Annotated in this window: 10 protein-coding genes; 8 read left to right on the top strand and 2 right to left on the bottom strand. The window is 36.9% G+C overall.

All coding sequences use genetic code 11. From position 1 onward, the window contains the following. Positions 1 to 91 precede the first annotated feature (91 nt). Together EG359_RS04200 and EG359_RS04195 are read right to left on the bottom strand one after the other, a co-directional pair. Positions 92 to 1507 carry a leucyl aminopeptidase family protein gene (locus tag EG359_RS04200; protein WP_076351631.1) on the bottom strand — a complete coding sequence of 472 codons (1416 nt, stop codon included), beginning with the start codon at positions 1505 to 1507 and terminating at the stop codon, positions 92 to 94. A 73-nt stretch (positions 1508 to 1580) separates the two neighbouring features. Further along, positions 1581 to 2702, bottom strand: coding sequence for an alpha/beta hydrolase-fold protein (locus EG359_RS04195; RefSeq protein WP_076352083.1), 1122 nt, complete (start codon positions 2700 to 2702; stop codon positions 1581 to 1583). Between the two features lie 201 nt (positions 2703 to 2903). Between EG359_RS04195 and glgB the strand changes: the two genes are divergently transcribed. The 8 genes from glgB (at position 2904) to apaG (ending at position 13895) form a co-directional block, all read left to right on the top strand. Then, a complete protein-coding gene (gene glgB / locus EG359_RS04190; protein ID WP_076351632.1) occupies positions 2904 to 4850 on the top strand; it encodes a 1,4-alpha-glucan branching protein GlgB in 1947 nt (648 codons plus the stop codon). Positions 4851 to 4852: 2 nt separating this feature from the next. After that, positions 4853 to 6259 carry a glycogen synthase gene (locus tag EG359_RS04185; protein ID WP_076351633.1) on the top strand — a complete coding sequence of 469 codons (1407 nt, stop codon included), beginning with the start codon at positions 4853 to 4855 and terminating at the stop codon, positions 6257 to 6259. A 1-nt stretch (position 6260) separates the two neighbouring features. Beyond that, positions 6261 to 6797, top strand: coding sequence for an FEKKY domain-containing protein (locus EG359_RS04180; RefSeq protein ID WP_076351634.1), 537 nt, complete (start codon positions 6261 to 6263; stop codon positions 6795 to 6797). 16 nt (positions 6798 to 6813) lie between these two features. Then, positions 6814 to 8082, top strand: coding sequence for a glucose-1-phosphate adenylyltransferase (locus EG359_RS04175; RefSeq protein ID WP_076351636.1), 1269 nt, complete (start codon positions 6814 to 6816; stop codon positions 8080 to 8082). A gap of 70 nt (positions 8083 to 8152) precedes the next feature. Further along, the gene (locus tag EG359_RS04170; RefSeq protein WP_076351638.1) at positions 8153 to 9193 is read left to right on the top strand and encodes an SRPBCC domain-containing protein; all 1041 of its coding nucleotides are present in this window, start codon (positions 8153 to 8155) and stop codon (positions 9191 to 9193) included. 125 nt (positions 9194 to 9318) lie between these two features. After that, positions 9319 to 12132, top strand: coding sequence for a 2-oxoglutarate dehydrogenase E1 component (locus EG359_RS04165; protein ID WP_076351641.1), 2814 nt, complete (start codon positions 9319 to 9321; stop codon positions 12130 to 12132). 39 nt (positions 12133 to 12171) lie between these two features. After that, on the top strand, positions 12172 to 13425 hold the full coding sequence (odhB, locus tag EG359_RS04160; RefSeq protein WP_076351643.1) for a 2-oxoglutarate dehydrogenase complex dihydrolipoyllysine-residue succinyltransferase: 1254 nt from the start codon (positions 12172 to 12174) through the stop codon (positions 13423 to 13425). An 80-nt stretch (positions 13426 to 13505) separates the two neighbouring features. Beyond that, positions 13506 to 13895 carry a Co2+/Mg2+ efflux protein ApaG gene (gene apaG / locus EG359_RS04155; protein ID WP_065394208.1) on the top strand — a complete coding sequence of 130 codons (390 nt, stop codon included), beginning with the start codon at positions 13506 to 13508 and terminating at the stop codon, positions 13893 to 13895. The last annotated feature ends 76 nt before the right edge of the window (positions 13896 to 13971 follow it).

The following is a 13971-nucleotide window of genomic DNA, read 5'->3' as shown; positions in this document are numbered from 1 at the left end:
TTATTTGATCAATATTAAAAATTGAAATATGATGCGCTTTTGAAAAAAATACTAATCAAGTATACAGAGATTTTTTGTAATAAACTAATTTTTAGTGATAATTTTCGATTAAATCCACCAATAATTGAACTCCAAATCCGGTTGCTGCTTTTTCCTTGGCATAACCTACATTTCCAAAGGCTACACCTGCTATATCCAAATGCGCCCATTTAGGGTGATTTTCAATGAAATACTCTAAAAATTTTGCAGCAATAATACAATCACCAACAGGTTTCATAGAGAGGTTTTTCAGATCTGCTACATCAGATTGGATGTCATCTTTCCAGACGTCCCACAAAGGCAGATTCCAAAGTCTCTGGTTGGTTTGATCTCCCGTTTTTATTAGCATATTTTTCAGCTCTTCATTATTGGAAAATAGAGCTCCGCAGGTATCTCCAAACATTCTTACAGAACTTCCCGTTAAAGTAGCAAGATCAATAAGAAAATCTGTTTTGTAATTTTTGGATAGATAAGAAAGGCTGTCGGCAAGAATTAATCTGCCCTCGGCGTCCGTATCAAGGACCTCAATTGTTTTTCCGTTGTAAGCTGTAATTACATCACTTGGAAGCAGGGCTTTTTCAGAAATGGCGTTATCCGTGATGGGAAGAATGGCAGTAATATTAACCGGAAGTTTCATTTCTGCAGCATAAATCAATGTTCCAAGAACAGCTGTCGCACCACCCATATCAGATTTCATATAATGCAGATTGGCTGAATTTTTTAATGAAACTCCACCAGTATCAAATAATACACACTTTCCGACCAAACCGAATGTCTTGGCATTTTTAACGGTAGTTTTATATTCTAAAATAGTAAATGCGGCATCATAGGCGCTTCCCTGATTAACAGCAAGGTAAGCTCCCAAGCCAAGTTCCTCACATTTTTTTCTGTTGAAGACAGTGTATTTTAATTCATATTTTTTTGCCAGATTTTTAAGATACAAACTGAAGATATCAGGCTTCTTAAAATTGGCAGGTTTGTTCAGCCAATCCTGACAGGCCATCTGTCCATTACTTAATGCTTCAGCCTTCTGACTTATATGATCCAGTTTTTTCTGGCTTAAATTCTCGAAGTGAAGCTCAAATTTTGTATTCCAGAAAGGTTGATTCCTTTCAAAAGGATAGTTGTAAGTTCCAATAAGTAGTCCTTTCACAAATTCTTCGAACTGCTTTTCATTAAGAAAATCAGCAAGCATTAAGGTAGGAGCGGGCTGTAGCTTTTCTTTTTGGGTTTGCGAAAACTTTAGAGCAACCTGCTGAATCTCAAAATTTTGTAAGGTAGATTTTCCCAGACCAATAAAATAAGTTATTCCCTCTTCATGAGCATTTACAAAGATCTCATGTTTTTTTCCTGTGAAGAAGGTGGCAATGTTTTTATTGAAGTTCTTACCTGTTTTTGCCCATTCTTCTTCAGTGAATAAATGGAAAACCTGAGTATAATTTTTATTTTTTTTGTTGATTAATTTCATACGTTGATATTATTTTTAGATCAAATGAAATTTCTTCTGTCGGTAAACAAATTTCATTTCGCGATTTATAAACTTAGTTTTTAATGCTTTGTTGTTGTGGTTTTACCTCCACAGGATTTTCTGTATTGTTGTAGAACAGCCACTCAATGGCCCTTGGGAATTCCTGCGACCAGTAAAACTCATTGTGAGTTCCTTCCGGATTGATGTTGGTTCTGAATTCGAAATCAAAAAGATTCTTTTTCTCCCATCTTTTCAGGTATTCCTCGAAAATATGAATTCTTTTTACCATTTTGGATCCTTCCTGTCCGCCACCGTATAAATATATTTTTGTTTTAAAAGGAACCCTGAAGTTCATCATTGGGAAATTATTGTTAGGTTCTACCCAAAGAGAGGGAGAGAATATTAATAATTTTGAATAAACCTCGGGGTAAAGAAAACCACTGTAAATACTGATAAGCGCGCCTAATGAGCTGCCTCCAATTCCAGTATTGTCGCGATCTTTCTTGGTACGGTAATTTTCGTCTACAAAAGGTTTTAGGGTATCTGTAATGAAACGGATGTATTTCTTGCCTTCGGAACCGTTGGCAATATTATCATTATCGAAAATATATTCCTTAATTCTGTCTTCGCTTCCATGTTCTATAGCAATGACGATAACATCACCTCGTCCATATTCCGCAAGGATGGATAGTTTTTTGTCGATTTCCCAGTTTCCGAAGCCACTTCCTTCGTTGAAGAGGTTCTGGGCATCCTGAAGATACAAGACAGGGTAGTGTTTATCCGATGTATGGTAATCATACGGAAGTACTGCCCAAACTTTACGATAGCGGTCAAGCTGTGGAATATAGAATTTTTCAGAAATGACTTCTGCAACAGGAAAAAATTCTTTCTTGAATGGTCCCCAGTTCAATCTCCACTTTTCTACAGTATCGGAGGTTTTTTCTATGGACTTTTTAGCCTTTCGGTTAGGGGTAATGTTTCCGTATTTATCCAGTTCAACATTTTCCCAGCCTCCTTTGGTGAATTTATACTCAACTTCTTCCGGAAGTATTTGATTATCAATTTCTATGAAGTAATTGCATGAGTCCGCTTGTGTAAGCTGGTAAGTATAGTCCTTGGGGTTCCAATTATTGAAATTTCCAGTTATAAATACTGGTCTGTCGTCTTTTTCATCAGTATAAAGTTCAAACCTCATCATATGTGTTTAATAAATATTAGTTTGCTAAATTTATAAAAAAGATTGTTTTGGAATCATAAAAAAGTGAATTAAAAAATGATATATTTGATAGATAGACGAAAGAGGAAAACTAACTTGATAATTATTTGAAGAATAATTAATCGCGGTTGTTAGTATTTTTCGTAGTTTCAGGGAAAATATAAATACAAACTGATCTTGATGAATTCTGTTAAAACCTATACGCTTTTCACTGATCATGATGTGTATCTTTTTAAAGAAGGTAGACACTATAAGCTATATGGTAAATTTGGAGCACATTCTGTAGAAAAGGATGGCGTAAAAGGAGTTTATTTTTCAGTTTGGGCGCCTCATGCAAAAAAGGTTTCTGTAATAGGTAATTTCAATAACTGGAATCATAAGGATCATATTTTGTTTCCAAGATGGGACGGATCAGGGATTTGGGAAGGCTTCATTGATGGATTACCCTGGGGTACCTTATATAAATATGCTATTGAGACGGAAAGAGGTGAGATTTTAGAAAAAAGCGACCCTTATGCATTAAGCTGGGAGCAAAATATTCAGGCGGCATCACTGGTTTCTACAACCTGGTATGATTGGAATGATAAGGAATGGATGGAAAATCGCCATGAAAGAAATAGTCTGGAAGCTCCAATTTCTGTTTATGAGCTGCATTTAGGTTCATGGGTAAGAGAAGAAGATCATCCTGATAGCTTTTTGAATTACCGAGACATAGCAAATAAGCTTGTACCTTATATAATGGAAATGGGCTTCACTCATGTAGAGTTTATGCCGGTTATGGAGTTTCCATATGATCCGAGTTGGGGGTATCAGATTACAGGATTTTATGCGGCAACTTCACGTTTTGGATCACCACAAGATTTGATGTTTCTGATTGATGAACTTCATAAAAATAAGATAGGCGTAATTCTGGATTGGGTTCCTGCTCATTTTCCGGGAGATGCCAATGGACTTTACCGTTTTGACGGATCCTATCTGTATGAACATGAAGACCCAAGAAAAGGCTTTCATCCTGACTGGAAATCACACATTTTCAATTATGGAAGAAATGAAGTCAAATCCTTTCTGATTTCCAATGCCATGTTTTGGCTGGACCGTTACCATGCTGATGGATTACGTGTAGACGCGGTAACCTCAATGCTCCATCTGGATTATTCAAGGAACGAAGGAGAATGGGAACCTAATGTATATGGTGAAAATGTAAACCTTGAAGCGAAAGCTTTTCTTCAGGAATTCAATACGGCTGTTTACAAGGAATTTGGAAACAGTATTATAACGATTGCCGAAGAAAGTTCAGATTTCCCATTGCTGACCAAGCCTGTACATGATGGAGGTGTTGGTTTCGGAATGAAATGGATGATGGGCTGGATGCATGATACGCTGGATTATTTTAAGGAAGACTTTACCAACAGGAAGTTCCATCATCATAAACTTACGTTTGCTTCCATGTATATGTATAATGAAAATTATATGATGCCTTTGTCTCACGATGAAGTGGTACACGGGAAAGCAAGTTTAATTTATAAAATGAAAGGGGATGAATGGCAGAAATTTGCCAATCTTCGTACCTTGTATGTATATATGTATACCCATCCGGGAGCAAAGCTGCTTTTCATGGGGGATGAATTTGGACAAACCAGTGAATGGAACTTTACCCAAAGTCTGGATTGGCATTTATTAAAATATCCTGTTCATAAAGGACTACAGGATCTTGTGAAGGAGCTTAATCATTTATACAGATCAGAATCTGCCCTTTATGAAAATCAGTTTGATAAAGCAGGTTTTGAGTGGGTAGAGGCAGATGATCTGGAAAATTCGGTGTATGTATATCTTAGGAAAGGAAAAAAAAGAGAAGATGTTGTGATGGTAGTCCTGAATTTGTCTCCAAAAGTAATGGATTACAGAATAGGGATTCCGGCAGGAACACATTGGGAGGTTGTTTTAAATTCAGATGATAAACAATATAGCGGAAGCGGAGTACAGCCTGAAATATTGGATGAAAAATATGAAGACTGGATGGGACACCAAAAATCCATGACAGTAAAGCTCCCTCCACTGGCCGGTATTATCCTGAGACAGAAGAAAGATAAAAAGTATAAATTACATAGAATTAAACACAAAAGGTAAAAATGGTTGTTTATCATTTAAGTACAGAATGTTATCCTGTAGCAAAAGTAGGTGGTCTGGCGGATGTAGTTGGAGCACTGCCAAAGTATCAGAATAAGATAAAAGGAATAGATGCTAAGGTGGTAATGCCTTGGTATAACAAAGCCTTTGTCTATGATCATGAATTTGAGAAGGTTTTTGACGGATTTATTCATCAGGGATCAAATATGCTGCAAGTTCAGGTCATGAGAGAAACATCCAATGTTTTGGGTTTTGAGCTTTATATGGTGAAAATTCCGGGGTTATTGGATAGGGACAACCCTTATGGCTATCAGGATGAGAGCTTTCAGTTTCTCGCTTTTCAGCAGGGAATTTTGCATTGGTTGTGTGCCATGGAAATAAAGCCGGATATCCTTCATTGTCATGATTATCACACCGGATTGGTGCCCTTTATGGTTGAGCATTGCCCTGAATTTGAATTTCTGCAAGGCGTAAAAACCATAGGAACCATTCATAATGGAGAATATCAGGGAATGATGAGCTGGAACATGGCGAACTATATGCCATCCTTTGATGCCTATAAATGGGGACTGATGGATTGGAACGGGTTCATCAATCCATTGGCAAGTATGATTAAATGTTCCCATGCCTTTACTACTGTTTCTGAAGGATATCTGGAAGAACTTTTCATAAGCTTCCGTGGACTGGAAAGTTTGGTTCGTCAGGAATTTGGAAAAGCGTATGGAATTATCAACGGGATTGACACAGAAGTATGGAACCCTGAAACAGATCCCATGGTGGATTTTAATTTTAATATAAAAAATGCAGTTGCTCAAAAGAAGAAAAATAAAGAAAAGCTGTGTAAAGAATATGGCCTGAAGCCGGAGCTTCCCTTGTTTGCTTTTATAGGAAGATTTGCTACGGAAAAAGGAGCAGACCTGCTTCCTGATGTAGTATGGAGAAGTATTAAGCAAAACTATGGATCATTGAATATCATGGTTTTAGGTTCAGGGAATACCTATGTAGAAAATAAATTAAAGGAATACGATTATACCTATACCAATTTTGCTCTGGATGTAGGATATAAAGAACATCTTTCCCATAAGATCTATGCATCGGCAGACTTCTTATTGATGCCGTCAAGGGTAGAGCCATGTGGTTTGAACCAAATGTATTCCATGAGATACGGAACGGTTCCTGTGGTGAGATATACCGGCGGATTGAAAGATACCGTGGAAGATATTTCAACAGGCGGGGCGGGATTAAACTTTACCTATCCGGGAGTAGATGATATTGTTCATGCAATGAATAGGGCACTTGAAATCTATAATCAAAAAGGGGTAATGGGAGATCTGATCCACGCCAATATGAATTTTGATTTTTCATGGGAGAAATCTGCAGAAAAATATTTAGCTTTATATAATAGCTGATATGACACGTGTTTTTCCTTTTTTACTGATCATAATCATGTTGTCTTCCTGTAAAAAAGAAGATGATGGGCTTCGTGACGGCTACTTTTGGTTGTATGGAGCAGGTCTTAAGGATATGTATGGAGAAGAAGCAACCAATGCTATATCTGAAAAGTGGAAGATAAAATGGGTAGATGCCGGAGGCTGTACCACTGGTTATGAAACACTGAAAGAAATAGCCGACGCCAATAAAAAAACTCTGGCAGCTATTACAAGAAAATATGGCAAAGACTGGGAGGCAAGATATGATAAGGATATAGAGGAGTATGCCATGAAAAGAGCCGATGTAATGGATGTTCTGATTGTAAATAAACTATTCCGGAATAAACTGAGAGATTATAATGTTTCTTTCGATGATGTAAATAATGAAATAACAGCTTTGAAAGACCCTGGGAAATATGAAGTAACTGTATTAAATCCGGAATTGAAATATGAAAATAAAATTTGTTTCAGGGTAAACGTAGATACCCAGAGTAGAACAGTTGACTTAATAAAATAAAAAACGCAAGATAATTATGAATCGAAATGTAATCTCTATTGTATTGGGAGGCGGCAGAGGAACAAGATTATTCCCCTTAACATTTACAAGGTCAAAACCAGCTGTACCTATCGCAGGAAAATACAGATTGGTGGATATTCCCATTTCAAACTGTCTCAATTCAGGACTGAATAAAATATTGGTATTAACCCAGTTTAATTCAGCTTCCCTAAATTCTCATATTAAGAATTCTTACCACTTTGATATCTTTAGCAAGGGCTTTGTAGATATTTTGGCTGCAGAGCAGAATGTAGAAAACGAAAGCTGGTATCAGGGAACGGCAGATGCGGTGCGTCAATCTATGAAGCATCTTGAAAAATATGACTATGATTATATTTTAATCCTATCAGGAGATCAATTGTATCAAATGGATTTTAGGGAAATGCTCGATTTTCATATCGAAAACGGAGGAGATCTTACCATTGCAACAATCCCTGTAAATGCTAAAGATGCCACTGGTTTCGGGATCTTAAAATCTGATGATGAAGGAAATATCACCTCTTTCTATGAAAAGCCGGGCTATGATACGCTGGAAGGCTTAAAATCTGAAGTTTCAGATGAAAATAAGCAAAAAGGGAAAGAGTTTTTAGCATCCATGGGAATTTATATTTTCACCAAAAATATCCTGAAAAAGATGTTTGGTGAAGGAGCTGGCGATGATTTCGGAAAAGACATTATCCCAAGTTCCATCGGAAAATATAAGACCTTAAGTTACCAGTACGAAGGATATTGGACAGATATCGGGACAATAGAATCATTCTACGAAGCCAATCTGGATCTTTGCCTGGATCTTCCGCAATTTAATCTGTTTTCTTCCTCGCCTATTTATACAAGGGCAAGGATGTTGCCACCGTCGAAAATTAATGGATCTTATGTAAGTAAGGCAGTTTTCGGAGACGGATGCATCATCATGGCAGATAAAATTGAAAACTCCGTGATTGGAAACAGAACAAGAATAGACAAAGGAAGTACCATTGTTAATTCCTATGTGATGGGGGCAGATTTCTATCAAAATACAACTGAAATTGTAATGAATGACAGAAGCGGACGCCCGAATATGGGAATAGGGAAATACTGCTATATTGAAAAAGCAATCCTTGATAAAAACTGCTATATTGGTGACAATGTAAAGATCATTGGCGGAAAGCATATTCCTGATGGAGACTACGGAACCCATTCTGTACAGGACGGAATTGTAGTGGTGAAAAAAGGAGCAGTACTTCCTCCGGGAACTCATATAGGTTAATTATTGTTAAACATAAAACAAGAGTGAACAGCATATTGTTCACTTTTTTTATTTGTATTACTTTTGTGCGATGCGTATTTTTAAAATAATAACTGTAATTCTTCTTCTTTTGGGTGGAGCGTATGCTGCTTCCATGTATTATTTTGTGGATGAAAACAAAAATTTCACCGTTGAAAAAGAAATTGATTATCCGGTAGATAAAGTCTTTGCACAGTTTAATAACCTGCAGAGCTTTACCAGGTGGAATAATTTTTTCACCAGTTCACAGTCTATGGATATAGATTATTATACGCCTTATGAAGGACAGGGAAGTGCCATCAGCTACGTGGATTCTAAAAATGATACGGATGGTGAAATGTTCATCAGATATGAAAACCTCAATAAGACTTTAAAATACCAACTTTTTGAGGATAAAAATGAAAATCCAACGCTGGTTGACGTTAAATTTAAGCCTGTTTCTGCTGAAAAAACAAAAATAATCTGGTACGTACATACTCCAAAGCTATCTGTTTGGAGAAGAGTAGAAAACTTCTGGACTGAGGATCGTTTTGCTGAAAATATCACCAAAAGTATGGTGAATCTTAAAAATGCACTAGGAAATAAGGTTGAAAAAGACAATCAAATGGCTGCCATTAAGTATGACAGTCTGATGGTAGAAAATGAAGAGGATAAGCTATTGCTGGGAATTAATGTAAGTACTTCCAACAAGAAAGATGCTCTTTACAAAAATATCGTAATGAACTACAACAAGGTGTATAATTTTGTAACAATGGACCTTGGAAAAAGAGATGATGAATTCGGATATCCGATTCTGATGACCGATGCGGATAATTACAAAGACAAGGAGGTTTCTTACTTCCTCGGAATTCCACTTTCCAAGAAAATTGGGGTGTCTGACAATAACTTTAATTTTAGGTCCGTAAACCCGTCTCAAAACTACGTAATGTACTACAAAGGGAACTACGAAGGGCGAATTAAGGCCATTCAGCAGCTGATTCAGAAAGCCAAAAAAGATGAGATGCGCTTCGGAGATATCCGCCAGACCTTTATTGAACGTCCGATGGAAGGACAGGTGGTGAACATGAAGCTCTCATTATCAGTGTATAAGTGATTTTTTTTTAATAATTTTTTTCTTAATTTTTTTTAACGGTTTCAGACTGTTCTAACTCGGTTTTTTTTATTAAATTTGAAGATTAATTCTACAAATAAATTTTAATAAATAGATAAACTGTAATAATGGACAGATTTTCATTCCTAAACGCAGCTCATTCTCAGTTAATTGAGGATTTATACCAACAGTACTTAAAATTCCCAGATTCTTTAGAACCATCATGGAAAGCTTTCTTTCAAGGCTTCGATTTTGCTTTGGAGAATTATGGAGATGACGATAACATCCAATTTATTCAGGCTCCGGCCAACGCTGCTCCTGCAGTACAACAAATTTCTCAGGCAGTAACAAACGGAGAAGTTCCTGAACACATTAAGAAAGAGTTTAAAGTAGTAAACCTTATCGAGGCTTACAGAACAAGAGGGCACTTGTTTACAAAAACGAATCCAGTTAGAGAAAGAAGACACTACACACCTACTTTGGACATCGAGAACTTCGGTCTTTCTAAAGAGGATTTAAATACAAAATTCAACTGTGCAGTTGAAACAGGAATGAAAGAGCCTGCTACTCTTGCTGATCTTATCAAGCACCTGGAAAATATCTACTGTGATTCTATCGGAGTAGAATATACATACATCAACAATGTTGAAGAAAAAGATTTCATTAAGAAATGGCTTCAGGTAAACGAAAACCATGCAAGCCTTTCTGCAAATGAAAAAACAGAAATCTTATTAAAATTAAATCAGGCTGTTGCCTTTGAAAACTATCTTCATACAAAATTTGTAGGTCAGAAAAGATTCTCACTAGAAGGAGGAGAGTCGTTAATCCCGGCTTTAGATCAGTTGATCTCAAGATCTTCTCAATTAGGAGTAGATGAAGTAGTATTAGGAATGGCCCACAGAGGAAGATTAAATGTATTATCAAACATCTTCGGAAAATCTTACAAGCAGATCTTCTCAGAATTTGAAGGAAAAGAATTCGAAGAGGATGTATTCTCTGGTGACGTTAAATATCACTTAGGATCATCTAAAAAGATCAAAACTGCTTCAGGAGAAGAAGTTTGCATTAACCTTACTCCTAACCCGTCTCACCTTGAAACAGTAGCCGCTCTTGTAGAGGGAATCTGCCGTGCAAAAGTAGATGATAAGTATAAAGATTATTCTAAAGTACTACCAATCATCATTCACGGAGATGGAGCTATTGCAGGACAAGGTATTGCTTACGAAGTAGCGCAGATGATGACTCTTGAAGGATACAGAACAGGAGGTACTGTTCACATCGTTGTAAACAACCAGGTATCTTTCACCACAAACTTCCATGACGCAAGATCTTCAACATACTGTACAGACATTGCAAAAGTTACAGAATCTCCTGTAATGCACGTAAATGCTGACGATGCTGAAGCAGTAGTTCATGCGATCCATTTTGCTGCTGATTTCAGAGCTAAGTTTGGAAAAGATGTTTATATCGACCTTTTAGGATACAGAAAATATGGACATAACGAAGGAGATGAGCCAAGATTTACACAACCTAATCTTTACAAAGCTATTTCCAAGCATCCAAACCCAAGAGAAATCTATAAAGATAAATTAATCAACGATAGCGTAATCTCTAATGACATCATCAAAAAGATGGAAGTTGACTTCAAGGCTCTTTTAGATAAAGACTTTGATGCTTCCAAGGAGATTGAGAAAAACGTAATGGATTTATTTATGGCTGAAGATTGGGTAAATTATCCAATTGGAAAAAGAGGAGTAACTCAATTACCGGTTGATACAAAATATGACCTGGCTAAATTGAAAGAGTTAGCCCTTACAATGTCTACACTTCCTGCAGATAAAAAATTCATCAATAAAATTACAAGACTTTTCGAAAACCGTATCAAGGCTATTAATGGAAATTCATTAGACTGGGCGTTAGGAGAGTGGTTAGCATATGCTACACTTCTTGTAGAAGGTCACAACGTAAGAATCTCTGGGGAAGATGTTGAAAGAGGAACATTCTCTCACAGACATGCAGTAGTAAAAACAGAAGACACAGAAGAAGAATATATCCCATTAAGACATGTTTCAGAAAGCAGATTTGATGTATTCAACTCTCACCTTTCAGAATATGGTGTTCTAGGTTTCGACTATGGATATGCAATGGCTTCTCCAAATACATTAACAATCTGGGAAGCTCAGTTCGGAGATTTCGTGAACGGAGCTCAGATCATCGTTGACCAGTATTTAGCTGCTGCAGAAGAAAAATGGAAACTTCAAAACGGATTGGTAATGTTATTGCCTCACGGTTCAGAAGGTCAGGGTGCAGAACACTCTTCAGCAAGATTGGAGAGATTCTTAACACTTTGTGCTAATGAAAATATGGTAGTTGCTAACATTACTTCACCAGCCAACTACTTCCACCTATTGAGAAGACAATTGAAGTGGGCATTCAGAAAACCATTGATCGTAATGAGCCCTAAATCTTTATTGAGACACCCGAAAGTAGTTTCTCCACTTGAAGATTTTGCAACAGGTTCATTCCAGCCGATTTTAGATGATCCAACTGCAGATCCTAAAAAAGTAGAGAAATTAGTTCTTTGTTCAGGTAAATTATACTTCGAATTATTAGCGAAGAAAGAAGAATTAAACTGTGAAAATATTGCATTAGTAAGATTCGAGCAATTATATCCGCTTCAGACAGATGCTATTGAAGCTATCTTCAGCAAATACGAGAACAGAACACAATTGGTTTGGGCTCAGGAAGAACCAGAAAACATGGGGGCTTGGTCTTATATCCTAAGAAACTTCAGAGATACAGGAATCCAGGTTGTTTCTCCGGTACCAAGCGGTGCTCCGGCTCCAGGTAGCCACAAAATGTTTGAGAAAAACCAAAATGCAGTGATCAACAGAGTTTTCGATAGAGATGATGCGCCTGCAAAAAGACCAGTTACAGCTTAATTAAAATAATAATCAATTAAAAAATAAAAAATACTCAATATGTCAGTTTTAGAAATGAAAGTTCCTTCACCGGGAGAATCCATTACAGAAGTTGAAATTGCAACTTGGCTTGTAAAAGATGGTGATTATGTAGAAAAAGATCAACCTATCGCTGAAGTAGACTCAGATAAAGCAACTCTTGAATTACCTGCAGAACAAAGTGGTATCATCACTTTAAAAGCAGAAGAAGGTGATGTAGTACAAGTAGGTCAGGTAGTTTGTTTAATTGATATGGATGCTGCTAAACCAGAAGGTGGTGCACCTGCTGCTGAAGCTCCAAAGACAGAAGAAGCTCCAAAGGCTGCTGAACCAGCTAAACAAGAGGCTCCAAAACCAGCTGCACCAGTTGCTGCGCCACAAACTTACGCAACAGGGGCTCCATCTCCGGCTGCTAAGAAAATCCTTGACGAAAAAGGAATGGCTGCAGGTCAGGTTTCAGGAACTGGAAGAGACGGAAGAATCACTAAGACTGATGCTGAATTAGCGGCTGTTCCTGCATTAGGAGGAAGCCCTATGACTGCTACAGGTGCTAGAACGACTACAACTACTAAACTTTCAGTTCTAAGAAGAAAAATCGCTCAAAGATTAGTTTCTGTGAAGAACGAAACAGCGATGTTAACTACTTTCAACGAAGTTGACATGTCTGAAATCTTCAGATTAAGAAAGTTATATAAAGAAGAATTTGCTCAAAAACACGGAGTAGGACTTGGTTTCATGTCTTTCTTTACAAAAGCAGTGACAAGAGCATTACAAATGTATCCGGATGTAAACGCATCTATCGATGGAGATTTCAAAATAAACTATGATTTCTGCGATATTTCAATTGCAGTTTCAGGTCCTAAAGGATTAATGGTTCCTGTATTGAGAAATGCAGAAAACATGTCTTTCAGTGGAGTTGAAGCAAACATCAAGGATCTTGCTACAAAAGTAAGAGACGGTAAGATTACTGTTGATGAAATGACTGGTGGTACTTTCACGATTACAAATGGTGGTACTTTCGGATCTATGTTATCTACACCAATCATCAACCCTCCACAATCTGCTATCCTTGGAATGCACAACATTATCCAGAGACCAGTTGCTGTTGACGGACAAGTTGTAATCAGACCAATGATGTATGTTGCAATGTCTTATGACCACAGAATTATCGATGGTAAAGAATCTGTAGGGTTCCTTGTAGCGGTAAAAGAAGGTATCGACAATCCTGTTGAAATATTAATGGGGGGTGACGAAAGAAAAGGCCTTGGTTTATAGTTTTAATAAAATTATAATATAAATATATAATCTCGCCTTAAAAAGGCGAGATTTTTGTATTTAATCTAGAAAATACTACAATGATGTTTTCAAAAATGACTTCCAATATCAAAGTTTCAGTAATACCTGAATATGATAGCAAGAATAGTTATCCATCCGAAAACCGTTATGTTTTTAAATACAATATTACTATAGAAAATGACGGAAGCTTTCCTATAAAAGTATTGAAAAGAAAATGGTTAATCTTCGATGTAGGATTTGGATACACAGAGATCATAGGTGACGGAATAATAGGTCTGACTCCTGAGATCGGAACCGGCGAAAATTTCGCTTACTTTTCCAATGTAATGCTTCGTTCCGGAGTAGGAAATATGAGCGGAAAATACCTTGTTAAAAACCTGGAAACACAGGAAACTTTCGAGATAGACATTCCAAAGTTTAATCTGCTCTCTGAAGTTTTAAGTAACTAGTTGTTTTTATACAATGTAAAAATGTACAAAGTACATGGTATTAATTATGGATTTTGTCGTAAAAAAATTAGGACAA

It is taken from the genome of Chryseobacterium joostei, from assembly GCF_003815775.1.
In the GTDB taxonomy this organism is placed as follows: domain Bacteria; phylum Bacteroidota; class Bacteroidia; order Flavobacteriales; family Weeksellaceae; genus Chryseobacterium; species Chryseobacterium joostei.
This window is presented reverse-complemented; position numbering and strand designations above follow the sequence as displayed.